This is a genomic window from Sphingomonas sp. Leaf242 (genome assembly GCF_001422045.1).
In the GTDB taxonomy this organism is placed as follows: Bacteria; Pseudomonadota; Alphaproteobacteria; order Sphingomonadales; family Sphingomonadaceae; genus Sphingomonas.
On sequence record NZ_LMLW01000009.1, the window covers coordinates 459036 to 483241 of the forward strand.

Genomic DNA, 24206 nt, shown 5'->3' on the forward strand with positions numbered 1-24206 from the left:
GTGTAGGAACTTGTCCCAATGTAAAAGAGAGATAGCCCGCTTGCATATAAGCAAACAGGAACAGTTAAATCAGGTATAGTGAAAGGGTCGCCTGCTAGATGCCAACAGGGGGCAATGCTACAACTAGCAGGCTGGCGATGCTCAGGGCCGATGGGCGACATTGGTTTAATGAGCATTGCGTAATGTGAGAAGCGGCTAGGTGCCGGACATTCCTCAGATTAGCTCAGTGGAAAGGTAGCTGGAAAACCAATGACGGAAACCAGCGTATCGTATGCCTATTCAATGTAAAGGCTAGGGGTGCCTCGATATTGATTACTGAGCTAATCTGAAGGATGCGTATCAGGAATACGGTTTAGGACCGTAGAGTACGAATGATATCTAGATATAATACCATCTATTATCATCTTAGATTAGTGAATATTAAGCTGGATCTATCGGTTTCCCCCTTACCCCCAAACCTCCTAAATCGGAAGCTGCCCGTAAGAACGGATAAAGGATAATCGACTACATAGGCAGAAGCGGAATGCCTCAGCTACAGTCATTGGGAAAGCCTCAGAGCCAGTATCATCTTGAGTTAGATCATACGTCGCTTGGAGTGCTATCGGTTTGGACGCCATGTACCTATTCGTAAGAATAGCACACCCCCTCGCTCTAAAGCTAACCATTGCTGGCTGTGGGTCCTACAGTTATCGCACTGTCAGGCGTCCTAGGGCTTCCTAGCTTGGGCGGTGATGAATGGGTTTATATGCAATACGGTACTGGAATGTACTGGGTCGATTTGCTTCATTGCACTACGGTACTGGAAGGGACCGATTGCGAAGGTGATGTTTGCTATTGCTATACGGTCCCAATATGTCCTTGCCCGAATAAGCCCCTCTCAGACTCATTCCGATAATCAGGCTGGGCAATACCCGGACCCTCCCCAATTGAGTCTGGCGGGGCTGAGGCGGCGCATACGCGGGCCTTCCCGTCGCCTGCCCGGTATCAGCTTGGGGAGTGGCAGCGCATTACGTCGCTAACCGATTGAGCCGCCCACTTGCCGCCTCGGGCTGTGATGATCCCGCGAGCATTAAGCTCCCCGGCGATAGCCCTCAGGCTGGTATGGCCGTCAGCCCTGATCGCCTCAATGATCGGCGCAACGTCACTAGCGAACGCCTGAGCCTTGGCCTTGATCGCTTCCACCGCTGCCCCGTTGCCCTTGCTCTCCCCGAACGCCTTAGCGCCCATTGGATTGCCTAGCTTGGTGCCTCGGGCTTTGGCAGCGGCGAGGGCTTCAATCGTCCGCTTGCTGATAGCTTTGCGTTCGGCCTGGGCCATTGCCGCCATTATGTGAATTGTAAGCTCGTTCGCCTCAGGCATGTCGGCAGCAATGAACCGGGTTCCAGCATCTTGCAGCTTCGCGAGGAAGGCGAGGTTACGGCTCAGTCGGTCCAACTTGGCGATAACGAGGGTAGCCCCTGTCACCTTGGCATGATGCAGTGCCTTGATAAGCTCAGGCCGATCATCCCGCTTGCCGCTCTCGACCTCGACATACTCAGCTAGGGGCTGGCAATCCCGCGACTGACAGAACGAGGCGATGGCAGCTTTCTGAGCATCTAGGCCCAAGCCGCTGCGGCCCTGCTTGGCAGTCGAGACACGGTAGTAGGTGACGGTTCGCATTGGCTCGGTTCCCTGTTGCCAAGCCTAGATAGAACCGTTGTCCATAATTGTCAAACGCTCGTTAGGCTATTCTGGACAGAGCCGATGATGGATCGGTAGGCGACTGTGACACGTCATGCAGGGATGGAGAACCACGCGCGATAATGCAGGTCGCGCTAGGCGTGTCATAATCGCCTGAGGCTCGGACCGGGCATACGGGGTAAACCGGGCTCACTCTTGTCGGAGGGGCCCTCTCGCATATTCTTACCATTTTTCGGCCGTAGGCGGGTAAGCGATTGACTAGTTAGGCTTTGCATTCAAATACCACCTGAAACGACCGGGGCCAAAGTAATTGGCGGCAAGGTTCGTAGGGGGTGGCATGTCAGGAATAGAATCCGTTAAGGACTTAGTGAAGCCTCCATTCGCTAATTATGACATAGTAGTATACTTTGGATGTGGTTTGTTTTCGCTGCCGTTTATCGTCCACTATACAGGTGGCTTGCGGGCTAATACAACAAGCTTCAATTTTGGTATAGAACCGCAGTTTGTCTCGACGCTCGTAACTACCTTAACTGTGCTATTTTCAGTTTATATTCTTGGGCATATAATCGCCTACGTCGGTAGCCAGCTTATAGAGAAGCTAATGGATAGCTTCTTTGGTAAGGCCAGTACAATAGTTATACTGGGTACAAAGATAAGAAATACAAGTCTTTCTCAGGTTATTCGCGGGCAGCTTAAAAACAACGTAATAAAGAACTTCTCAAGGGCGACATGGCTGAGTAGTTTGATTAGGTGTTTAACGCATCTTCCCGCTTTGCCATCATACTTTGGCATCCTTGTATTAGGATTTTTTGGATTTTACAGAACGCGCTTGTCTAGGGAGGTTCTCGCTGCGGCAAGCGCCAAGCTGAGCGCCATTCCAGTCCTAGACATCGAAATAAGAGTAGATACGGTGTGGTTTAAGCCACTGGAAGCTATCGTAATGAATAACAATCCAAGTGCAACCGCCCGAATGTATAACTATCTGGTGATATCGGGGCTATTCCGATCGATCTGCACAATATTACTGGCATCACTTTGGTTTGAAATGGCCTATGTATTATTGCGTATCTCTGGATACGATGCGCCTCAGGGGCTTCTCATGCTCGGCAATAGCAGTCTACCGTTTCAGCTATTTAGCTATGCGGCAATAAGCTTGGTGTATCTGTTCTCTCTTTTTTCTTACCTGAAGTTTCAGCGGCGTTATGTTGAGGACGCAATATTCGCATTCGTGTTCGCTAAGGGTTGAGCAAGCCAACGGTAAGGGCTTGCCCTAGCTAGTACAAAGGGCTAACACAAAGGTCCCGACGCCGAAATAAATACCCTTTGTTTTCCAGTGCTTAAGGGGATTTTAACCGATCCCCCTCGGCTCCACCATTTCCGTTGATGACCGGTTCGCCGGATATTTTTTAAACTGACATCGCAAATTGGTCGAACGCGGTTCGGGATGCGGCATCGCCACACCCCGAGACGAATGCCGCACGTCTAGAATGCAGCGGATAACCCTGCGAACGCCGAAACGCTGTTGCGGTCGTCGCGCAGCGCATAGCCGGCGACACCGGCGCGGAGCGACAATTGTCCCGCGACATTGCCGTCCACCCCCATCGCATAGCTCATATAGCTGCGATCGGCGCGTTCGACCGTGCTCGTGAAGCTGATCGGGGCGCCCGTTGGCGTCATCGTCAGCGTGCGGGGATCGTCGTCGAATTCGCGCTCGTACCCGGCGCGTGCGAAGAATCGCACCGGTTCTCCGGGAACGGTGCGAAGGACTGCGCCGAAGCGGCCCGTCAGGCTTTGGATCTCCTGTTTGCCGAAGCTCGCCGCCGTCGAGAGCCCGCCGGCTTCCGCATAGCCGGCGATGCGAACACGGTCATACTGCGCCGCGAGGTCTGGGCCGAAGGTGAGCCCGCCGAACTTGACGAGGTCGACCGCGGCAGTCACTCGCCCGGCGACGTAGGTGCCGTCGGTCTCGCCCTCATGCGATCGGATCGCCGGGCCGAGCTGGACGGTGCGCCGAATGTGGCGGTAATCGATCTCGCCATAGGTCCCGTCCGCAAGCAGGCGGACCGCGCCGAGGTCACCGCGCGCGTAGCCGCTGACCGACCAGGCGCGGGGCTTGTAGCTGCCAGCGCCGGTCTTGAAGTCGCCGGTGCCGTCCGAATAGCCGCCCGCGAGACCGACTCCCGATGCATCGCCGATCGCGAGGTCGGCGCCGGCAGTGCCGCTGAAGCCTCGCTCGGTGATGCCGACGCGCTGGGCGGAGGTGCCGCTCGAGTAATAATGATAGCCGGCGCTGCCGAACACCGACAGCGCGTGTCCGTCGCGTTGCGCGCCGCCACGCTCGGCGGCCTCGAACAGGTCGCGTTGTCCGCGGAGCATCGCCTGCGCCGCATAACCGAGGCCGGCGATCTGGTCGGGCGCCTGGACGAGGCTCGCCAGCGCCTGCCCCTGGATACGTTGCGTGATGCCGGCCGGGTGGACGCTGTCCGCTTGGATATACGTCTCGTTGGCGTTCGGCGACACGAGCGTCGCGCGCGTGCAGGCGAGCGACGAGGGGACGGTGCAGGCAACGCCGGTGATGTTGGTGTAGCCATAGGTCGCGGGGCTGGCGACGAGTTCGCCGAACAGTCGGTCGGTGTCGAAGTACAGCGCGTTGACGTTCGCCGCCGCCAATGCCGCAGCATAGGTCCGGTTGAACAGCTGGAGCCCGGCCGCGCCGCCGGTCTGAACCGCGAGCGTGACGATCCGCGTGGCACCCGCCGTCTGGAGCCGGCTGACTTGGGCTGCGAGCTGGGTCGCCGCAGTGGTCAGGATCGCGGTGTTGGTGCTTCCCGCCGCCTGAAACGCGAAATAGTCGTTTCCGCCGCCCTGGATGTAGACGAGATCGCGCGGACCGAACGTGCCGCCGGCGGCGAGGAAATTGCTGATCTGGGTCGCGACCGGGATCGATAGCGCGTTCGCGGCGGTCACGCGCGCGCCGCCGATCGCATAGTTGGTGCCGCCCTTGCCATAGACCGGGTCGAGCGACAGCCCGAGTCGCGCCGCGAGGACCTCGGGCGCAACCGGGTCGGGGTTGGTCGTGAAGCTGCCCGCATCGCGCGGCAGCCTGGGGTCCAGCGTCAGGTAATAGCCGCCGTCGGCGAGGCTGTCACCGAACACGACCATGCGGTTATAGGTCTCGGTCGTCGCGACACTGGCCGGGCCGGCGGTCTGTGCGTGGCCCGGACTCGCGACGCTCAGCACGGTCCCGAGCAGCAACGCCGTGTAGGTCGTCTTCATGATACCCTCTCCCTGGCGGCGAAGGATCGTTGTCCTTCGCTCTGCCGGGATTGTCGGAGCCGTTTACGTCCGCGTCAATAGAGGGTCGTTTGGGGTAGGGGGCCGTTTAGACGAACAGCCCGACCAGCCAATAGGTCGCCGCGCCGATCAGCGCGGCGGCGGGCAGCGTGAGCGTCCAGGCGACGACGATGTTGCTGGCGACGTTCCAGCGGACCGCGGAGAGCCTCCGTGCGGCGCCGACGCCGACGATCGAGCCGGTGATGGTGTGCGTGGACGAGACCGGGATGCCGAGATAGGTCGCGGCGAACAATGTGATCGCGCCGCCGGTCTCCGCGCAGAAGCCCTGCGCAGGCGTCAGCCGCGTGATCTTCGAGCCCATCGTGTGGACGATCCGCCAGCCACCCGACAGCGTGCCGAGCGCCATCGCGGCCTGGCAGGACAGCACGACCCAGAGCGGCACGTGGAATTCGCCGCCGAGCAGGCCCTGCGAATAGAGCAGCACCGCAATGATCCCCATCGTCTTCTGCGCGTCGTTGCCGCCGTGGCCGAGCGAATAGAGCGCGGCCGAGATCAACTGGAGTTTGCGGAAACGCTTGTCGACGCCGAGCGGAGTGAGCTTGAGACTGGTCCACGCGACGATCAGGACCAAGACCAGCGCGAGCCCCAGGCCGATCGCGGGCGACGCGAAGATCGCCAGAACGGTGGCGATCACGCCCTTCCAGACGATCGCGCCGAAGCCGACCTTGGCGATCCCCGCGCCGAGCAGCCCGCCGATCAGCGCGTGGCTGCTGCTCGACGGGATGCCGAGCACCCAGGTGATGACGTTCCACGCGATCGCGCCCATCAGCGCGGCGAAGATCACCTGCGCATCGATGACGTGCGCCTGGACGATGCCGGTGCCGACGGTCTGCGCGACGTGGAGGCCGAACACCGCGAACGCGATGAAGTTGAAGAACGCGGCCCAGAGCACGGCGTATTGGGGTTTCAGCACGCGCGTGGAGACGACGGTGGCGATCGAGTTCGCTGCGTCGTGAAGGCCGTTCAGGAAGTCGAACAGCAGCGCGATGCCGATCAGGCCGATGAGGAGCGGGAGGGAGAGGATCATGCGCGGCCGCCCGCGGTTACGCGGTTAAGGTGCACCGCCGCTCTCCCAACCACTTCACCACCCCGGCGAAGGCCGGGGCCCAGTTGGAGAGGTCGCAGTAACAGCGCACCTTCCTCCGTTATTGCCGTCCCCCAACTGGGCCCCGGCCTTCGCCGGGGTGGCGTTTCGTTGGAGCGTCGCGACTCGTACGACACCTCAAGCATGGTCGATGACCAGCCCCTGGATCTCGTTCGCGACGTCTTCGAAGCGGTCGACGATCTTTTCCAGGCTGCTGTAGATCTCGCGGTTGATGATGAAGGTCATCGGGTCCGCACTGATCTTCGAGGCCTGGAACAGCGCGCGAAGGCCGGTGTCGTGGATGTCGTCGGCATGACCCTCGATCTGGATCAGTCGCGCGGTAAGGTCGTGCAACCGGCCTGCGTTGGTGCCGAGCGACCGCAGCAGCGGGATCGCTTCCGCGGTGATCCGTGCGGCCTCGACGATGATGCCCGCCATGTCGCGCATCTGCGGCGAGAATTCGGTGACCTCATACAGCGCGATCGCGTTCGCGGTGCCGTTCATCTGGTCGATCGCGTCGTCCATCACGCCGATCAGATCGGTGATCGCGCTGCGGTCGAACGGCGTTACGAACACGCGGCGGACGTCCTGGAGGACCTCCCGGGTGATATCGTCGGCCTCGTGCTCGCGCTTGACGATCTCGGCGATCTGACCCTCGATCGAGCCTTCGCCGTGGAGCAGCCGTGCAAGCGCATCGGCGCCGGCGACCAGAGTCGCGGCATGCGCGTCGAACAGTTCGAAGAACCGCCCCTGCTTCGGCATCAGCGACTGGAACCAGCCCAGCATCGGAATTCTCCTTTTCGCGCTCGTGCGCACGACGGGTAAGATACGTTGCGCGAGCGATGCCGGGATCGGCGGCTCACGGAAAGCAGCGATCAGCGCCTTCAGGCCGGGCTCATTGACAGCCTCCGCCGCACGATCAAGCGTAAACCAGCGTGTGTCGCGCTGATGACGTTCGGGCCAGTCCTCGACCTGCTCGACGAACGCGAGCGGAAACACGGTGACGATCATGTCGCGGTAGCGGCCGGTGCGGCGGCGCTTGCGGTACGCGAATTGCCCGACAGGAGAGGGGCATGGGATACCGCGAATGCCGGCTTCCTCATAGGCTTCCTGCGCCGCGGCCTCGTGGCTGGCGAGCCCCGTGATGGGATTGCCCTTGGGAATCACCCAGCGGCCGGTATCGCGCGACGTGATCAGCATCACGCGCGCATGCCCGGCTTCGTCGATCACATAGGGAAGCGCGCCGATCTGTTCGATGGTCCGGGTCCTCACGCCCGCGGAATCACGGGGAAAGACTGGAGCTTATACGCGGTTTTTACGCAAGGATAGCGGATCGGCGCTGGCTTTATGGGCGGTTAGCCGGGGCCCATTTCTGTCCCATTGCCGGACGCCGCCAGCTTAACCACTTTTGCCACTGGTCGAATTGGTAAACGCGACGTTAACGTTTTCATCATGACCAGACGCCTAGTCCTCACCAACGAAGCCGCCCGCCATCCGCTGCGCCGATCGTTGCCGCCGCCGGTAGTCGCCAGCGCGAAGAACGACGATCACGACGTGAAGCTTTTCCTGCTGAGTTTCGCGGCGTTCTTCACGTGCTTCTACAGCTTCATTTTCTGAGGCCTACGCACCCCTTTTTACGTTCGTGCTGAGCGGAGTCGAAGCACCTGCTTTTGGCACTCCCCCTTCGACTTCGCTCAGCGCGAACGGGTTCAGGTGTGAGGCTACCCCTTCAGCGTCGGCAAACACCCGATCGCGTCGTCGTCGCAGGCCCGGTGCAGCTTCTGTGCGAGCCATGCCGAGACGAGGCACATCGCCGCCACCAGGAACAGCATGTCCTCGGGCGTCACGCCCATCGCGGTGATGCCGATGACGAGGATCGAACCGACCGTCATCGCGCCCGAGTTGACGACGTTGTTCGCCGCCACGGTCCGCGCGGTCTGGTCCTTCTCGACGGTCGTCGTCAGGAACGCGTAGAGCGGCACCACGAACATCCCGCCGGTGATCGCGATCGCGAGCAGAGTCGCTAGCACGGGAATCGCACCCGGCTGATGGATGAAGCCGGCCCAGTCGTAGAAGTGCCCCGGTGGCGCCGGCGTCCAGGTCCGCACCAGGAACGAGAACAGTAAGACGAATCCGCCCATCGCGATCACCGATGCGGGCGAGAACTTCGCCGAGATACGCCCGCGCAACATCGTGTTGATTACCACCGAACCGATCGCCACACCGACCGAGAACACCGCGATTACGAAGCTGGCGACTCGCTCGTCGGCGGTCAGCACGTTCTTCACCAGCGGCGGGAAGACGATGATCAGCACGGCGCCGATCGTCCAGAAGAAGCTGATCGCGATGATCGCCAAGAACAGCCGCGGGATGTGCAGCGTCGCGTTGATCAGTCGCCACGACGCCGTGAACGGGTTGTAGTCGAGCTTCAGCGGTGGGCCTTCGCGTGGCGCCGGCGGCACCTGGCGTCCGGCGAACCAGCCGATCGCGGCGACGACCAGCACGCTGGCAGCGGCGCCCTCGATCGGAATCCAGCCTGCGGTCACGGTGCCCAGCAGGATCGCGAGATACGTCCCGGCCTCGACCAGCCCGGTGCCACCGAGCACATCACACGGTTTCAGATGCTGCGGCAGGATCGCGTATTTGATCGGGCCGAAGAACGTCGAATGCACGCCGAGGCACAGGACTGCGCCGAGCATGAGCCCGATCCCCAGCGACGGATGCCCTGCGCGCGCGACCATCAGGCCGGTCGCGCCAAGCAGCATGATGCCGATCTCGACCGTCTTCACGATCCGGATGATCCGCGCCTTGTCGTGGCTGTCCGCCAATTGTCCGGCGAGCGCGGACAACAGGAAGAACGGCAGGATGCCGAGTCCCGTCGCCAGCGCGTTGAAATTGGCCTCCATCTTCGGGTCGTTGAAGACCGCATAGGTCGCGAACAGGACCATCGAGGTCTTGAACAGATTGTCGTTGAACGCGCCGAGAAACTGGGTCGTGAACAGCGGGAGGAAGCGACGTTGCTTCAGCAACCCAAGGGCATTGAGCATGACGGGAAATAGCCCTGATCGTTGCGGTAATATGTCCAACCCTTAGCCGAGCGTCATCCGCGCGCCAACGCTTAAACCGGTTTCGCCGCGCGACCGACCGGTATAGGGGTGGTGGGTGTTGAGCTTGCCTAACCTCCTGACATTGTCGCGGATCGTCGCGGTGCCCCTGCTGGTCTGGTTCCTGTGGTGGCCCGACTGGGAGGCGGGGTACGGCATCGCCTTCGTGCTGTATTGCCTGATGGGTATTACCGATTATTTCGACGGCTATCTCGCGCGGTCGAGCGGCGCGGTGTCGCGGCTGGGGATATTCCTCGATCCGATCGCGGACAAGATCATGGTCGCGGCGGTGATCCTGATCCTGGTCGGGACGCGCGATATTCCGGGCGTCCACGTCATTGCGGCGCTGGTGATCCTGCTGCGCGAGATCGCGGTGTCGGGGCTCCGCGAATTCCTGGCGCAGGTGCAGGTGTCCGTACCGGTTTCGCAGCTGGCGAAATGGAAGACGACGTTGCAGCTCGTATCGCTCGGCGGCATCATCCTCGGCGGCGCGGTGCCCGACATGGCCTGGGTCCACACCGTCGGCATCGTCGCGCTGTGGGGCGCGGCCGTCCTTACGCTGATGACCGGATGGGATTATCTCCGCGTCGGCCTGAAGCACATGGACTGAATAGGCATTACGGGCATGACGATACGGATGGTGTATTTCGCCTGGGTGCGCGAGCGTATCGGCACGGGTGAAGAGTCGATCGAGCCGCCGACGAGCGTCGTGACGGTTGCCGATCTGGTCGACTGGCTGGCGGAGACGAGCGCGGCCCATGCGGGCGCGTTCGAAAACCGATCGCGACTACGCGCGGCGATCGATCAGGACTTCGTGCCGCTCGATACGCCGATCGGTCGCGCACAGGAAATCGCGATATTCCCGCCGGTGACGGGCGGATGATCCATATCTCGGTCCAGCAATCGCCGATCGATATCGCCGCCGAGATGACGCGTGCGGAGGCGGCTGGCGCCGGCGCGGTGGCGACGTTCACCGGGTTGGTGCGTGCGGACGACGGTGTGGGAACGCTTGAGCTCGAACATTATCCCGGCGCGACCGAGGCAGCGTTGCTCAAGGTCGCCGAGGGCGCGATCGAGCGTTGGTCGCTGCGTGCCGCTATCATCGTGCACCGCGTTGGGCCGATGCATCCGGGCGAGCGGATCGTGTTCGTCGCGGCGACGGCGGCACATCGCGGCGCGGCGCTGGAGGCCTGCGCGTATCTGATCGACCGGCTGAAGACCGACGCGCCATTCTGGAAGCGCGAAACGCGGGGAGTTGAAGCTAGCTGGGTGGAGGCGCGCGATCACGATCACGCCGCTGCCTCCCGCTGGAATACGCCTAGCAGCTAGCGCGAAGATTGTTCTCCCGCGAAAGCGGGAACCCAGACTGGATCCCCGCCTTCGAAAGAAAACAAATTAGTGCAGGCCGCGCTCTCCGATGAGACCGCGGCCCGCACTCAAATCAGCCGAGCTTCGGAACGCTCATGCCGTTGGTGAGATGAACGACGCCGTTCGTCTCCTTGATGTCCGCGGTATCGACGAACGACTTGATCCCGGCGGTATCGGTCAGCGCGATATTGCCGTTCGCCTCAAGCGACGCGATCAGCGGCTGGCCGGCGAGCGTGGTCAGCGTGGCCTTGCCACCGCCCGCGGTGATCTGCGCCTTCAGCTGCTCCGACGTCAGCGCACCGGCGACGACGTGATACTTGATGATCGTCGCCAGCGTCGGCACCGACTCAGGCTTCAGCAGCGTGTCGAGCGCACCGGCGGGCAGACGCGTGAACGCTTCGTCGCTCGGCGCGAACAGCGTGTACGGGCCGGGGCCTGCGAGCGTCGTCTGCAACTTTGCTGCGGTGACCAGCTTGGTCAGCGTCGCGCGGTTCGGCAGCGTCGGCAGAGCGGCCGCGATCGTCGTGGTCGCGGCGGCCGTCGACGCGGCGGCCGTCGACGCGGCGGGCGCACCGGCAGCCTGCGGCGCTGCGGTCGTCGCGCCCGGAGCCGCTGCCGCCGGAGCAGCCGTCGTGGGCGCGCCCGTCCGCTGCGCAGCAGGTGCGGTGGTCTGTGCCGTCGCGCCGGTAGCAAGGAGCAGGCTCGATGCGGCTGCGATCATCAGGTTGGTCTTAACAGTCATCTGCAACTCCAGAGATTGTGGAAGGGACGTATGAAACTCGAACGGAAAAACTTGGGTAGATATCGGTCGGACTCAATGATTTTGCCGGCAAGCCGTAGCATCGGCGCGATGAATTGAGCCTAATTGCACTCAGATCAACTCAGCTTGGGCACGATCACGCCGTTGACGACATGAACGATGCCATTGGACTGGCGGACGTCGGCAGTCTCGACATAGCTCTTGTTGCCGTTGACGTCGGTAAGCGTGATGACCGCGCCGACCAGTGTAGCCGTGATCGGATCGCCCTCGACCGTGGTCAGCGTCGCCGTGCCGCCACCTGCCGTGATGCGGCGGCGCAGATCGTCGGCGGTCACCACGCCGGGCACGACGTGATAGGTCAGCACCTTGGTCAGCGACGCCTTGTTCTCGGGCTTCAACAACGTGTCGACCATGCCGGGGGCAAGCCGCCCGAACGCGTCGTTGGTCGGTGCGAAGACCGTGAACGGCCCCGGCCCCGACAGGGTGGGCACCAGACCCGCGGCCTTCACCGCGGCCACCAGCGTCGAGAGATTGGGCGCCGCAGACGCGTTATCGACGATCGTCTGCGTCGCCATCATCGGCACGCCGCCGACGGTCGGATTGGCCACCGCGGGCGGCCCGTTCGGGACGGCGAGCGCGGGATTGAGCGGCGTGGTCGACGCACTGGCGACGTCGTCCTTCGATTTGCCACTGCACGCCGCAAGCGCCAGCGCACTCGTGATCAGCAGTAGCGGAAGCGTCTTCGACATCATCGGGTCTCCAGCGGGAACTCGCGAAACATACGATCGAACGCCGAGTTGGTTGCGCAAGCGTGTCGATCTCGGGTCGAGGTGAAGACCGAGCAAGTCGGAAGCGCGACGGTCTCCCATCCCTGAAAGGGAGGGGCAGGGGGTGGGTCGGCTTCCGCATCGTGGACCGTCAGCAACCCAAGCTGGCCGACCCACCCCCGACCCCTCCCTTTCAGAGATGGGGGCAGAAGTGTGAGCTTACTGAACGTCGGCCAGCGCCTTCGCCATCAACCGGAAGTCCTTCTCGCGCGGGCTCGCCCGCCGCCATACCAGCGCGATCTTCCGCACCGCATTGATCTCGTCGAGCGGGCGTGCGGTGATGTTGGTGTTGTCGAGGATCCCCGCCTTCAGCGCCATCTCCGGCAGCATCGTAATCCCGAGTCCATTATCGACCATCTGCACGATCGTGTGCAGCGACGTGCCGAGCATCGTCGCCTCCGCACGCAACTCCGGCCGGTTGCACGCGCCGAGCGCATGATCCTTCAGGCAATGCCCATCCTCGAGCAGCAGCAGCCGCGTCTCGTCGATCGCCGATGCCGGGATTGCGGGCAGCGCGGTCGGCTCTTCGCCCGACGGATAGGCGACGAACAGCCGATCCTCGAACAGCGTCTCCGACGTCACCTCGCCGCACGCATAGGGGAGCGCGAGGAGCACGCAGTCGGTCCGGCCGTTGTGCAACCCCTCGCACGCCGGACCGCTCGGTTCCTCGCGCAGGAACAGCTTCAGATCCGGATAATCCTTGCGCAACCGCGGCAGGATCCTCGGCAGCATGAACGGCGCGATCGTCGGGATGACGCTCATCCGCATGTCGCCCGACAGCGGCTGGCCGGCGGCGCGCGCCATGTCGCCCAGTTCCTCCGCCTCACGCAGCACGCGCCGCGCCTTGTCGGCGATCCCGTCGCCCAGCGGCGTGAACCGCACAACTCGCCGGGTCCGCTCGACCAGCACCACGCCGATCAGCGTTTCCAGCTCGCGCAGGCCCGCCGACAGCGTCGATTGCGTCACGAAACACGCCTCCGCGGCGCGTCCGAAATGGCCGTGGTCCTTCAGCGCAACCAAATATTGCAACTGTTTCAACGTAGGTAGATAAGTCGCAGCCATTAATCGCCTCTGTCGATCATCAGATGATAAATAGAGCGTTGGATCGATTACACCAGCCCCATATACCGCATTGCACAACAACCGAGCGGGTTCACCGCCGCCTTTGAGGATGCCTGGAGCCAAGTTTAATTCCAGGAGGCTTCCATCATGTTGACCATCGGCGACCAGTTCCCATCGATGACCATTCCCGTCCAGCAGGGCATTGCAGCGCTGCCCGCCGGCGAGACGCTCGACCTGACGACCGCCTACCCCGGCAAGTGGAAGGTGCTGTTCTACTGGCCGAAGGACTTCACGTTCGTGTGCCCGACCGAGATCGTCGGCTACAGCGACATCCGCGGCGATTTCGAGGACCGCGACGCCGTGCTGATCGGCGCGTCGACCGACACCGCGCACGTCCACCTCGCCTGGCGCAAGTCGGACGCGGACCTTGCCGCAGCAGACTTCCCATGGCTGGCAGATAACGGCGCGAAGCTCGCCGACGCGCTGGGTATCGTCGACAAGAACGAGCATGTCGCGTTCCGTGCGACCTTCATCATCGATCCGGACAACGTCATTCAGGCGGTCCAGGTCAACGGCCTGAACGTCGGCCGCAACCCCGCCGAGACGCTCCGCGTGCTCGACGCGCTACAGACCGACGAGCTCTGCCCCTGCAACTGGAACAAGGGCGACGACGTCCTCCAGCTCGCTGCGTAACTGAAACTCCCCTCCCGCTTGCGGGAGGGGTTGGGGGAGGGCGTGTCCACACGGGCCGCCCTCTCTTTTTGTCTCCAGTCCCTCCCCCGCCCCCTCCCGCAGGCGGAAGGGAAGCAGAAGGAATTATCATGTCGCTCAAGGAATTCGCAGGGCAACTGCCCGATTACGCCAAGGACATCCGCCTCAACGTCGGCTCGCTGCTGAACGAGACGCATCTCACCGATCAGCGCAAATACGGCCTGTTGCTGACCTGCGCGCACGGCTCGGGCTACAACCCGCTGGTCGAAGCCGCAGAAGCCGAATGCGCGCCGAAGCTCTCGCCCGAGGCTGCGAATGCAGCGCGCGCGGCGGCCGCGGTAATGGCGATGAACAACGTCTATTACCGGTTCACGCACCTCGCCGGGAACCAGGAATACCGCAACATGCCCGCCAAGCTGCGGATGAACGTGATCGGCCAGCCCGGCATCGACAAGGTCGATTTCGAGCTGTTCAGCCTGGCCGTGTCGGCGATGAACGGCTGCGGCATGTGCATCGACAGCCACGAGCAGATTCTGAAGAAGGCCGGCGTGACCGCGGAAGCGATCCAGACGTCGGTGCGGATCGGCGCGGTTATGGCCGCGGTTGCGACGGTTCACGCGACGCTGTGAAGTAATCCCCCTCCCAAACCGCTTCCGTCATCCTGACGAAAGTCAGGATCCAGAGCCAAGACCGTAGCGCCCGATACTCTGGATCCTGGCGTTGGCCAGGATGACGGGAGCGAGTTTGGCGGGGGAAGGACTTAGTGCCAGATCGCGCGGTATAGTCCGAACAGGCTCGTGATCGTCAGGATCACGCCGACGAGCACCATCAACGTCTTCGCCGGCACGCGCTTCGCCAACATCGCCCCGAACGGCGCCGCCAGTACCCCACCGATCAACAACCCCACGGTAGCCTGCGTAAACGCCGCCCAGCCGAGCTGCGTAATGAACGTCGCCGAGATCGTCGCGGTCAGGAAGAACTCGGCGGTATTAACCGTGCCGATCGTGGTCCGCGGCGATGCGCCCTGCACCAGCAGGTTCGAGGTCACCACCGGCCCCCAGCCACCACCGCCCGCCGCGTCGAGGAACCCGCCGACCAGCCCGAGCGGCTCGACGATCTTCGGCTCCTTCTGTTTCGGCGGATAACGAAGCCCGCGGTACAGCAGATACACACCGATCGACGTCAGATAGGCGAGGATGAACGGTTTCGCCGTGCTCGCATCGATGTTCGACAGCACGTACGCACCCAGTACGCCGCCGATCACCCCCGGGATCATCAACCGTAGGAACAGCGTCCAGTTGACGTTCTTGTGCAGCACATGGCTGATCCCCGACACCGCGGTCGTGAAGGTCTCGACGGTATGCACGCCCGCCGATGCCGCGGCTGGCGGTACGCCGACCCACAGCAGCAGCGTGTTCGAAATAACCCCGAACGCCATCCCCAGCGCGCCGTCGACGATCTGCGCGGCGAACCCGACCAGGATGAACGGCAACAGCGTTTCGAAGCTCAAGGTCGTCAGGTCGAACATCGGCATCCCCTTAATATCGCGCGCAGAGTGCAACGCGCGGGCTTATCCCACAACAAAGATAGGCTTTACCCCGATCCCGGCAGTCCGATGTGGGGGCCTGAGGCGGCTCATGCGCGCGGTTCTGGAAATCGGTCGTTCGATACCCTAGATACGGAAATCGCGAAGGGGACTGCGGATGTCGAGCGGATTACTGGCCTATCTGGATTCGATCCGCGCCCGCGATCCCGCCCCGCATTCGCGTGCTGAAATCATGCTGTATCCCGGCGTCTGGGCGCTTGGCTATCACCGCATCGCGCACCGCCTGTACAAGGCGAAGCTCTATTTCCTCGCGCGCTGCGTCAACCACTGGTCGCGCTTCACGACCGCGATCGACATTCATCCGGGCGCGACGATCGGCCGCAATTTCTTCATCGACCACGGCTTCGTCGTGATTGGCGAGACCGCGGAGATCGGCGACGACGTGACGATCTACCAGTGCGTCACGCTCGGCGGCACCAGTCCCGACAACGGCGTGCAGGGCAAGCGCCACCCGACCATCTCCGACGGCGCGATCATCGGCTCGGGCGCGCAGGTGCTCGGCCCGATCACGCTCGGCAAGCGCTCGCGGGTCGGCGCCAACGCAGTCGTCACGCGCGACGTGCCCGCGGGCACAACGGTCGTCGGCATCCCCGCGCGCGCGACCACGATCGAGGGCGGCAACGCGCCCGAGGTGCCGCGCTTCGTGCCCTACGGTACGCCGTGCAGCGAGATGTTCGATCCCGCCACGCAGAAGATGGAGATCATGCGCTGCGAACTGGAGACGATGCGCAAGCGGCTCGACGCGCTGCTCGCCGACGAGCATCCAGAGGACCGCCGCGGCCGCGCATGATGGTGGATAACTGATGGGCGTCGTACCTTTTCCTACACCGTCCAAGGCGACGCAGGTCGGCTTCGAGCGCCTAGAACTGAACCGGATTCTGGACCTTTACGGGCGCATGGTCGCGGCAGGCCACTGGCGCGACTATGCGATCGATCTCGGCAAGGACGCCGCGGTGTTCGCCGCCTTCCGCCGTGCCGCCGAACGGCCGGAGTTCAGAATCGAGAAACGCCCATCGCTGCGTAACAAGCAGGGCATGTGGGCGCTAATTGGCGAGGCCGGCGCGGTGGTGAAGCGCGGGCATGAACTCGGGCCGGTGCTGGCGCCAGTCGAGCGGCGTTTCATGAAACTGGTCGAGGATTAACCTAGTTCTGCTCCCCTCCCTGAAAGGGAGGGGCTGGGGGTGGGTAGGCCAGCTCGTGTCGAAGCGTCGCCCGATACGGAACCGACCCACCCCCGGCCCCTCCCTTCCAGGGAGGGGAGTTAACAAGCAGTCACACCAGCACCGGCGCCGTCTCGCGGTCCGCTTCTCCGAACACACGCAGGTACCGCGCGATCTCCGCGGGCTCGCCGGTGGCCTTGGCGGGGTTGTCCGACAGCTTCACCGCCGGCCGGCCATTCGCTTCGATCACCTTGCAGACCAGCGATATCGGCTCCAGCGCCGCCGCGCCGTCGGGGTCGCAGCCGCGGAAATCGTTGGTCAGGTTGGTCCCCCAGCCGAAGCTCATCCGCACCCGCCCATGAAAATGGCGATACGTCTGCTCGATCGTGTCGATGTCCATCCCGTCGGAGAAGATCAGCAGCTTGGTCTTCGGATCGACGCCCTGTTCCTCCCACCAGCGGATGATCTGCTCGCCACCCGCGATCGGCGGCGCGCTGTCGGGACGGAAGCCGGTCCATTCCGCCAGCCAGTGCGGCGCGTTGCGCAGGAACGCGGTGGTGCCGAACGCATCGGGGAGGGCGATCAGCAAATTGCCATTATAATGTTGCCGCCAATGCTCGAGCACTCGGTACGGCGCCTCGGCAAGCTCGGCGTCGCTGTCGGCGAGCGCGGCGGTCACCATCGGCAGCTCGTGTGCGTTCGTCCCGATCGCCTCGAGGTCGGCGTCCATCGCCAGCAGCACATTGGACGTACCGATGAACCGGTCGCCGAGCCCTTCCTTGAGCGCCTCGACGCACCAGCGCTGCCACAGGAACCCATGCCGCCGACGCGTGCCGAAATCCGACAGCACGAGGTCGGGCAGTTCGCGCAACCGCTCGACCTTCTCCCACAGTTTCGCCTTGGCGCGCGCGTAGACAATGTCGAGCGCGAACCGACCGCGATCACGCAGGGCTGCGCGCGACTTCAGCTCGTTGATGATCGTCAGCGCGGGGATTTCCCACATCGTCGTGTGAGTCCACGGTCCCTCGAAATGCAGTTCGTACTGCCCGTCGACTTTCCGCAGATCGTAGGCGGGCAACTGGAACTCCGCGAGCCAAGCCAGGAACTCCGGCCCGAACATCTTCTGCTTCCCGTAGAAGCTGTTGCCCGCGAGCCAGATCAGCTCCTTCTTCGCGAACCGCAGCGTCCGCGCGTGATCGAGCTGCGCGCGCAGTTCGGCCTCGTCGACGATCTCCGCGAGCCGCACGTTCTTGGTCCGGTTGATCAGCGCGAAAGTGGCGCTGACGTCGGGATACACCTGCCGGATCATCTGCAGCATCAGCAGCTTGTAGAAATCGGTATCGAGCAGGCTGCGCACGATCGGATCGAGCCGGAAATTGTGATTGTACGTCCGGGTGGCGATATCGGTCACGGCCATGCGCATGGGCTCCTGCGTTGTTGCGGTGCGGGTGTCCGAGAAGACGCGTTTGTGTCAAGCAGCGGCTAAAGGAGACGGGCGATGGCGCGGTTCGTGGTCGTGGTGGATACGCAGTGGGATTTCATGGCGGAGGGCGGCGCGCTCAGCGTGGCGGGGGCCGACGCACTGGTCGCGCCGATGCAGGCGTGGCTTTCGGCGCTGTCCGCCGTCGACACTGCGGGAGTCCTCTTTACCTTCGATACGCATTTCCGCGAGACCTACGCCGCCTCGCCCGAAGCGGCGATGTTCCCGATCCACTGCGTGCGGGGGACGCGAGGGTGGGGCAACATGCTCGACGTCGCGCTGGTCGACCCGGCGATCCCGGCGTGGCGGATCGAGAAGGGCGTGTTCGACATGTGGGCCGAGCCAGGGCTGGCGATCGAAGACGCTCGCGATGCGACCAAGCCGACGATCCTGCGCGATGATTTCTTCGCCGCGTTGGCGGCGAACGGCGTCACCGACGTCACGGTGATCGGCGTCGCGGCGGATTACTGCGTCCGCTGGGCCGTCGACGGACTGATCGCGCGAGGCTTCGCGGTGACCGTGCCGGCAGGGCTCACGCGCGGGATCGAACGGCAGATCGATATAGTCGTCGCAGAGGAGTTTGCCGGTGCGCGGCTGGTTGTCGAGCCAGTCCTCGCATAAGCCGGCTTCCCCAAGTCCAGCGATGCTCTTCCCCCTTGTTCTCCCGCGAAGGCGGGAGCCCAGGCTGGACCCCCGCCTTCGCGGGGGAACATGCTTTCACGCTGCCGGCGTTCACGCCATCGCCGCAATCAACCTCCCCACATCCACCGTCGCGAACGAGGCGAAATTGTCGGCAACCCCGAACGGCAGCAATAGCGTCCGGTCGTGGACGATCCCGCCGCAACTATAGACGACGTTGGGTACATACCCGTCGCGCTCCTTCGGGCTCGGGACGATCAGCGGATCGGTCATCCGCGCGAGCAGCTTGGTCGGGTCGGCCTTGTCGAGCAGGCACGCGCCGACGCAGTAGTTGCGGACGCTGCCGACGCCGTGAGTCAGCACCAGCCAGCCTTCGTCGAGCTCGATCGGCGATCCGCAATTGCCCATCTGGATGAATTCCCACGGCCATTTCGGCTCGACGATCCTGGTGCCCCCGTCCCAGGTCAGCAGGTCGTCCGAGGTCAGATACCAGATATTCTCGTTGTCCTGCCGCCCGAGCATCGCGAAGCGCCCGTCGATCTTCCGCGGGAACAGCGCCATCCCCTTGGTACCCGCGACCGCGCCGCGCATCGGCTGCATCTCGAACGTCTTGAAGTCCTCGCCGCGCAGCAGCTCGCAGCGCGTCTCGGAGCCGCTGAACGCGGTATAGGTGCCGAGATACTGAACCTCGCCGGCATCCTCGAACCGGACGAGCCGCAGATCCTCGATCCCCTGACGCTGGCTCGGCAGGATCGGGAAGATCACGGTTTCCGACAGCTCGCGACTGTTGCCGCATTGCAGCCGGGTCGGACCGCCATCGGTCGCGCCCTGATCCGACGGCTCGATCCGCGGCGGCACCGCGGTCCGGCTGGCGGGGTCGACCGAGAAGCCGTCCTGCGGCGACCAGCTCCCCGTGCGGAACGTCACCGACGAGACATGACCCTCGCCGATCCCGCGCAGCGACAGGATGAAGCGGAGACCATGGTCGGGCGCACCGCTCTGATCGGGATGCAGCACCATGCTCGGGTTGAACAGCGCAGCGGCCTCGAACGAATATTCCTCGCTGAGATACGCGCCGATCAGCACCTGCTGGTCGCGCGTGATGGTGCGGGCGTCCGGCGTCCTCGCCATGACCTCGCCGAACCGGTGGAGCAGCAGGTCGTCGACGTCGCGGTGGCGCTCGTCGAGCGACGCGGTGACGCGCTTGCGTTCGGCATGAAGCTCGTCATGCGACAGCGACAGCACGCGGTCGATCACGCGCTCGACGCGGGGGTGGCCCTCGACCTTGAACGGACCGGGATAGTCGACGTTGAACGGGCGGATCACGGTCCGCGACGGATCGGGGCGCAGCTGGATGTTCGAGAAGGTGACGAGGTCCGTTACGGCCATGATCGGCTCCCTTGTGCGCCGACCGGCGCGGTGCGGTATCGACTGCAAACGCCGGAGCACCCGGATCGCCGCATGACAAACCCTTCACCGCACAGACATACGCGGGAAAACATCGCGCGCCATGACCGACGTTCGATCTTGGGGCGGGGGCGGCATGCGCGGACTATCGACACACGCCAGCGACTGCGCCCTGGGGCTGCACGCACCGCGGTCACGCCACCGCGATCTGGCCGATCAGCCGGTCCAGCGCTCCGCCTGTCGACGCTGCGGCGCGGCGATCGTCAAATCCGCGGTCAGCCGCCGCTGGATCGTCTCGGGCGTGCTCGGCTGATTCTGTCGCGATATTGGTAAAGGGGCGTTCGATCCGCCGCCGTCCCACGATTACGGCGTATCGCGATCCGGCGGCGGCGGGGCGGGGCGGTCCGCCCCGTTCCGCCACGTTTCGGCACCGGCCTTCGGCAATTCGCCGCGGGTCAGCGCACCATCGCGATTGCGGTCGAGCGCGGCGAACCGGGTCGCGGCGGCCATCGCGAATTCGGATCGATCGACGCCGCGGTTCAGGTTGCGATCGGCCGCGATGACCGGTTCGGGGAAATCGAAGAACCCGAACTTCGCGGCACCAAGCCGTTCATGGACGGTGGCATCGGTCTTCTTGCCGTCGTCGCTGCCCATGCGCATCCCCTGACCGCCGCCGCCGCCGCCGCCGCCGCCGCCCTGCCTCCGTCCACCCCCGGAGCCGCGTCCGCCACGCCCCCCGGGGCCGCGCGCGCCGGGTGAAGTACCGCCGCCGCCCGACGCGACACGGATCTCGGGAACCAGGACGTTTTCGTAATAGGCGATGTCGTCGGGATCGATCTCGCCATCGTTCCCGCGATCGAGCACCGCGAAGAACCGCATCGCATCGCGCTGGAATTCCGCCTCGGTGATACGACCATCGCCGTCGGCGTCGGCACCCGAGAACCAGAGCGCCTCCGCCGCGCCGGGGTGTTGCGACGTCCTGAACGGTTCGCCCATCGGACTGACGAACAACTGCCCGCGACCGTGGTCTGACCCCGCGTCGGCAAGGCGATGTGCTGCATCACCGTGCGCGCTCGATCCCCGAGGTCTCGGCAGGTCGGCAGCGCACCCCGCCAGCGCGCCGGCCAGGCCGATAAGAAATACTGTGCGCATGACGCCTCCTCGATACCGTGACCACCAGTTGGCACGCGAAACGTTGCCCCGATATGTCGGGCCGCGCCGGTACCGACGTATCGCTCAAGTCATACGGGCAACGTCACCCGCACCAGCAGGCCACCGTCGGCGCGATTTTCGATCGTCGCCTCGCCGCCGTGTCCGCGGGCGACGGCACGCACGCTGGCGAGGCCCAGCCCGCTGCCGCCCGTATCGCGGTTGCGCGAGTGTTCGGCGCGAAAGAACGGCTCGAACGCGCGCGCCAGGTCGGCAGGCGCCATGCCGCTGCCGGAATCGAACACGTCGAGCACGGCCATCCCGCCGGCGCGGTGGAGCAGGACTTCGGCATGCCCGGCATAATTGACGGCATTGCCCACCAGATTCGCGAGCAGGGCCTTCAGCGACGGCGTGTCGCCTTCGATGATCAGCGGCGATCCGGGATGCAGCACGACCTGATCGCCGCGATCCGCAAAATCGTCGGTCACGCTTTCGGCGAGCGATCGCAGGTCGAGCTTCTGGCGGCGGACATGGCGGGTCATGTCGCGGACGAACGCCATCGCCGAGCCGATCCGCTGGCTCATCTCCTGGATATCGCCTTCGCTTGCGATCCGAATATCTTCCGGCGCCTTTTCGAGCCGCAGCGACAGCCGCATCAGCGGCGTCCGCAGATCGTGCGCGACCGCGGCGATCAGCGTGGTTCGATCCTCGACGTACCGGTTGAGCCGTTCCTGCATCAGGTTGAACGCGCTGGCGGCTTCGGCGATTTCCGGCGGACCGGTGACGGGTAGGGGGGCTGCCCGCGGATCGCGGCCGAGCCGTTCGGCGGCGGCGGCGAACCGCCCGATCGGAGTCGCGACGCGGCGGGCCAGCAGCAGGGCGATCGGCGCGACGACCGCCATCGCCGCCAGGAACCACAGGACGATGCGCGCCCGCCAGGGCCCGATCGTGCCGTTGGTGGGCCGGATCACGAGCCACCGCCCGTCTGGCCGCTCTATCGACACCACGAACGGTCCGAACAAGGCGTTCTCGAACAGGTGATGACGGGATCGGACCATGCCCATCGGCACCGGGGGACGAAGCGCTCCCGCCAGCATCGGCATCGCGGAGGGTTCGGTCTCGACGGTCACGCGCTCTGCGGGCAGTGCAAGGTCGTTGGCGATCAGTTTGGCGAGGCGTGCATCGCGCGAACTGTCGGACGGTCGAGGGGGGCCGCCTGTGATCCTCATGGTCAGCAACTTTGCCGGGTCGCTACCCGAGCGGACCACGCCGGCAACGCGCGCCGTCGTGTAGATTACGGGCATCGGCGGCGGCATCAACAGCACGATCGCGAAGTTCAGGATCTGAACCAGCAGCACCGTCGTCAGCAGTAACGCGAGAATCCGGACGAACAGCGTCCACGGACGCAGCCTGCCGAGTTTCGACGGCGTGTAGATGGTGGCGGGTTGCGTCACTGTCGGGCCACGCGCGGTACGAAGAAATAGCCCTCGTTGCGGATCGTGCGGATGATCTCGTCGCCGCGCGAGCGAAGCTTGCGGCGCAACCGGCTGACCTGCACGTCGATCGCGCGATCGAACGCGTCGGTGTCGGGTCCGCGCGCCGCTTCCAACAGCGCATCGCGCGCCAGCACGCGTCTTGGCCGCTCGACGAACGCGCGCAGAACCGCGAACTCGCCGTCGGTCAGGTCGATCAGCGTACCCTCCGGATCGAACAGTTCGTGTGCCGCGAAATCGACTCGCCAGCCGAGGAATGCGAACGACCGGCTTTCACCCGCATCCTGGATTTCGCGCGCGCGCAGTGCGGCACGGACGGTCGCCAGGATCTCCCTCGGGCTGCACGGCTTGGACAGATAGTGGCTCGCGCCGATTTCGAGGCCGAGGATCCGATCGGGTTCATCGCCCAGCGCGCTGAGCATAACGATCGGCGGCGCGCCAACCCGCGCGAGCCGGCGACAGACGGACACGCCATCTTCGCCGGGCATCATCACGTCGAGCAGGATCAGCGATACCGGGCATCGTGCCAGGACGGCGTCCATCTCGTGCGCATTGGTGGCCGTCTCGACCTGAAACCCATGCATGCCGAGGCTCTGCGCCAACAGCGTGCGGATCATGTGATCGTCGTCGACCACCAGCAGCACGGGCTTCGCCGAATCTTGAACAGACGTTGAATTCATCGGTCTTTCTTAGGTCGGCGATGTGTTCGCGATGTTTCCGCGCCGATCATCATCGGGATATCAGGCCATATGGTCGGCGAATAGCGCGGAACGGTCTTCGCGATCTCAGTACAACGGGCCGGCGTCCCCCCAGAACAGCGGTTGTTGTCCATATTGCCGTCAGCGCTCTGTAAGGTCGGGTCGGCACGATGTGCGGCATGACGCCGTCGAGTCTTCCTGCGCTTGCCATCCAGGTCGTGCGGATCGTCGCGGCTGCCGCGGCCTGCACGCTGCTCGCGTTTGCCGGTACGGCGGCGGACGATCCGTGGCGGCCCTATCGTGTCGCGATCGGCAGGCAGTGTCCAGCGAAGCATCTGGAATGGCTGTCCCCCGCCGATCTTCGCGACGTGATCGAGACGTACGAGGCCAGTGCCGCGCCCCGCACACATGCCGCGATGTCGGTTGCCGAAGCCGGCCGATGCGCCACCACGATGGCCGGGGCGACCTGCGGTAATGTGGCCGAGATCGAGGCGGTTCGCGGCGCGGGAGAGTTGCCCGCGCTCGCTGCATCGGTCTGCGCCGCCTTCGTCAAGTGTCGCGGCCAGTCCGACTGCATCGCCGCCGAACCCCCGACTACCGCGCCCAAACACTAAAAAGGCCGCC

General features: G+C 64.0%; 26 protein-coding genes. 12 read left to right on the forward strand and 14 right to left on the reverse strand.

Going from position 1 to position 24206, the window contains the following annotated elements; all coding sequences use genetic code 11:
• Positions 1-984 precede the first annotated feature (984 nt).
• Positions 985-1659, reverse strand: a complete 675-nt coding sequence (locus ASF09_RS13385) for a recombinase family protein (RefSeq protein ID WP_060526653.1) — start codon at positions 1657-1659, stop codon at positions 985-987.
• 388 nt (positions 1660-2047) lie between these two features.
• On the opposite strand from ASF09_RS13385, the gene ASF09_RS20380 reads away from it, so the two are divergent.
• Positions 2048-2926: a hypothetical protein gene (locus ASF09_RS20380; RefSeq protein WP_156359363.1), complete on the forward strand. Its 879-nt coding sequence runs from the start codon at positions 2048-2050 to the stop codon at positions 2924-2926.
• Positions 2927-3162: 236 nt separating this feature from the next.
• Here ASF09_RS20380 and ASF09_RS13395 read toward each other — a convergent pair whose 3' ends face one another.
• The 3 genes from ASF09_RS13395 to ASF09_RS13405 form a co-directional block, all read right to left on the reverse strand.
• On the reverse strand, positions 3163-4956 hold the full coding sequence (locus ASF09_RS13395; RefSeq protein ID WP_060526655.1) for an autotransporter outer membrane beta-barrel domain-containing protein: 1794 nt from the start codon (positions 4954-4956) through the stop codon (positions 3163-3165).
• Positions 4957-5062: 106 nt separating this feature from the next.
• On the reverse strand, positions 5063-6061 hold the full coding sequence (locus tag ASF09_RS13400; protein WP_060526656.1) for an inorganic phosphate transporter: 999 nt from the start codon (positions 6059-6061) through the stop codon (positions 5063-5065).
• 195 nt (positions 6062-6256) lie between these two features.
• A complete protein-coding gene (locus ASF09_RS13405) occupies positions 6257-7375 on the reverse strand; it encodes a DUF47 family protein (RefSeq protein ID WP_060526799.1) in 1119 nt (372 codons plus the stop codon).
• Between the two features lie 195 nt (positions 7376-7570).
• Here ASF09_RS13405 and ASF09_RS20730 point away from each other — a divergent pair, with 195 nt between their 5' ends.
• Positions 7571-7735, forward strand: a complete 165-nt coding sequence (locus ASF09_RS20730) for a hypothetical protein (RefSeq protein WP_165899569.1) — start codon at positions 7571-7573, stop codon at positions 7733-7735.
• Between the two features lie 104 nt (positions 7736-7839).
• Here ASF09_RS20730 and ASF09_RS13410 read toward each other — a convergent pair whose 3' ends face one another.
• Positions 7840-9165: an MFS transporter gene (locus ASF09_RS13410; protein WP_060526657.1), complete on the reverse strand. Its 1326-nt coding sequence runs from the start codon at positions 9163-9165 to the stop codon at positions 7840-7842.
• Positions 9166-9280: 115 nt separating this feature from the next.
• On the opposite strand from ASF09_RS13410, the gene pgsA reads away from it, so the two are divergent.
• From pgsA to ASF09_RS13425, 3 genes are read left to right on the forward strand one after another with little or no spacing between them, the layout of a single operon-like run.
• The gene (gene pgsA, locus ASF09_RS13415; RefSeq protein ID WP_060526658.1) at positions 9281-9832 is read left to right on the forward strand and encodes a CDP-diacylglycerol--glycerol-3-phosphate 3-phosphatidyltransferase; all 552 of its coding nucleotides are present in this window, start codon (positions 9281-9283) and stop codon (positions 9830-9832) included.
• Positions 9833-9847: 15 nt separating this feature from the next.
• Positions 9848-10105 (forward strand): molybdopterin converting factor subunit 1, encoded by a 258-nt coding sequence (moaD, locus tag ASF09_RS13420; protein ID WP_056051410.1) that lies wholly within the window; start codon positions 9848-9850, stop codon positions 10103-10105.
• Positions 10102-10551: a molybdenum cofactor biosynthesis protein MoaE gene (locus ASF09_RS13425; protein ID WP_060526659.1), complete on the forward strand. Its 450-nt coding sequence runs from the start codon at positions 10102-10104 to the stop codon at positions 10549-10551. Before moaD ends, ASF09_RS13425 begins: the two co-directional genes overlap by 4 nt.
• Positions 10552-10663: 112 nt before the next feature.
• On the opposite strand, the gene ASF09_RS13430 is transcribed toward ASF09_RS13425, so the two are convergent.
• From ASF09_RS13430 to ASF09_RS13440, 3 genes are all read right to left on the reverse strand, one after another.
• A complete protein-coding gene (locus tag ASF09_RS13430; protein WP_060526660.1) occupies positions 10664-11332 on the reverse strand; it encodes a fasciclin domain-containing protein in 669 nt (222 codons plus the stop codon).
• 134 nt (positions 11333-11466) lie between these two features.
• Positions 11467-12099, reverse strand: a complete 633-nt coding sequence (locus ASF09_RS13435) for a fasciclin domain-containing protein (RefSeq protein WP_060526800.1) — start codon at positions 12097-12099, stop codon at positions 11467-11469.
• Between the two features lie 237 nt (positions 12100-12336).
• Positions 12337-13239, reverse strand: coding sequence for a hydrogen peroxide-inducible genes activator (locus ASF09_RS13440; protein WP_060526661.1), 903 nt, complete (start codon positions 13237-13239; stop codon positions 12337-12339).
• 147 nt (positions 13240-13386) lie between these two features.
• Between ASF09_RS13440 and ASF09_RS13445 the strand changes: the two genes are divergently transcribed.
• Positions 13387-13932 carry a peroxiredoxin gene (locus ASF09_RS13445; RefSeq protein WP_060526662.1) on the forward strand — a complete coding sequence of 182 codons (546 nt, stop codon included), beginning with the start codon at positions 13387-13389 and terminating at the stop codon, positions 13930-13932.
• A gap of 128 nt (positions 13933-14060) precedes the next feature.
• On the forward strand, positions 14061-14579 hold the full coding sequence (locus ASF09_RS13450; protein WP_060526663.1) for a carboxymuconolactone decarboxylase family protein: 519 nt from the start codon (positions 14061-14063) through the stop codon (positions 14577-14579).
• 131 nt (positions 14580-14710) lie between these two features.
• On the opposite strand, the gene ASF09_RS13455 is transcribed toward ASF09_RS13450, so the two are convergent.
• Positions 14711-15478: a sulfite exporter TauE/SafE family protein gene (locus tag ASF09_RS13455; RefSeq protein WP_056052944.1), complete on the reverse strand. Its 768-nt coding sequence runs from the start codon at positions 15476-15478 to the stop codon at positions 14711-14713.
• A 175-nt stretch (positions 15479-15653) separates the two neighbouring features.
• Between ASF09_RS13455 and epsC the strand changes: the two genes are divergently transcribed.
• Positions 15654-16346: a serine O-acetyltransferase EpsC gene (gene epsC / locus ASF09_RS13460; protein ID WP_060526664.1), complete on the forward strand. Its 693-nt coding sequence runs from the start codon at positions 15654-15656 to the stop codon at positions 16344-16346.
• A gap of 13 nt (positions 16347-16359) precedes the next feature.
• A complete protein-coding gene (locus tag ASF09_RS13465) occupies positions 16360-16698 on the forward strand; it encodes a DUF2794 domain-containing protein (RefSeq protein ID WP_056051400.1) in 339 nt (112 codons plus the stop codon).
• Between the two features lie 130 nt (positions 16699-16828).
• Here ASF09_RS13465 and pncB read toward each other — a convergent pair whose 3' ends face one another.
• Entirely contained in the window at positions 16829-18133 is a 1305-nt protein-coding gene (gene pncB, locus ASF09_RS13470) for a nicotinate phosphoribosyltransferase (protein ID WP_060526665.1), read from the reverse strand.
• A gap of 81 nt (positions 18134-18214) precedes the next feature.
• Here pncB and ASF09_RS13475 point away from each other — a divergent pair, with 81 nt between their 5' ends.
• Complete coding sequence (locus tag ASF09_RS13475; RefSeq protein ID WP_060526666.1) at positions 18215-18817, forward strand: isochorismatase family protein; 603 nt, start codon at positions 18215-18217, stop codon at positions 18815-18817.
• A gap of 111 nt (positions 18818-18928) precedes the next feature.
• On the opposite strand, the gene ASF09_RS13480 is transcribed toward ASF09_RS13475, so the two are convergent.
• A complete protein-coding gene (locus ASF09_RS13480; protein WP_060526667.1) occupies positions 18929-20224 on the reverse strand; it encodes a glycoside hydrolase family 130 protein in 1296 nt (431 codons plus the stop codon).
• 154 nt (positions 20225-20378) lie between these two features.
• Here ASF09_RS13480 and ASF09_RS20385 point away from each other — a divergent pair, with 154 nt between their 5' ends.
• Complete coding sequence (locus ASF09_RS20385; RefSeq protein ID WP_156359364.1) at positions 20379-20555, forward strand: hypothetical protein; 177 nt, start codon at positions 20379-20381, stop codon at positions 20553-20555.
• A gap of 50 nt (positions 20556-20605) precedes the next feature.
• Here ASF09_RS20385 and ASF09_RS13485 read toward each other — a convergent pair whose 3' ends face one another.
• The 3 genes from ASF09_RS13485 to ASF09_RS13495 all read right to left on the reverse strand — a co-directional run bounded on the left by ASF09_RS13485 (position 20606) and on the right by ASF09_RS13495 (position 23564).
• Positions 20606-21394 (reverse strand): hypothetical protein, encoded by a 789-nt coding sequence (locus ASF09_RS13485; protein WP_082444290.1) that lies wholly within the window; start codon positions 21392-21394, stop codon positions 20606-20608.
• An 89-nt stretch (positions 21395-21483) separates the two neighbouring features.
• Complete coding sequence (locus ASF09_RS13490; protein ID WP_056051389.1) at positions 21484-22845, reverse strand: sensor histidine kinase; 1362 nt, start codon at positions 22843-22845, stop codon at positions 21484-21486.
• Positions 22842-23564: a response regulator gene (locus ASF09_RS13495; RefSeq protein WP_060526669.1), complete on the reverse strand. Its 723-nt coding sequence runs from the start codon at positions 23562-23564 to the stop codon at positions 22842-22844. Before ASF09_RS13495 ends, ASF09_RS13490 begins: the two co-directional genes overlap by 4 nt.
• A gap of 197 nt (positions 23565-23761) precedes the next feature.
• Between ASF09_RS13495 and ASF09_RS13500 the strand changes: the two genes are divergently transcribed.
• Complete coding sequence (locus tag ASF09_RS13500) at positions 23762-24196, forward strand: hypothetical protein (RefSeq protein ID WP_060526670.1); 435 nt, start codon at positions 23762-23764, stop codon at positions 24194-24196.
• Positions 24197-24206: the final 10 nt, after the last annotated feature.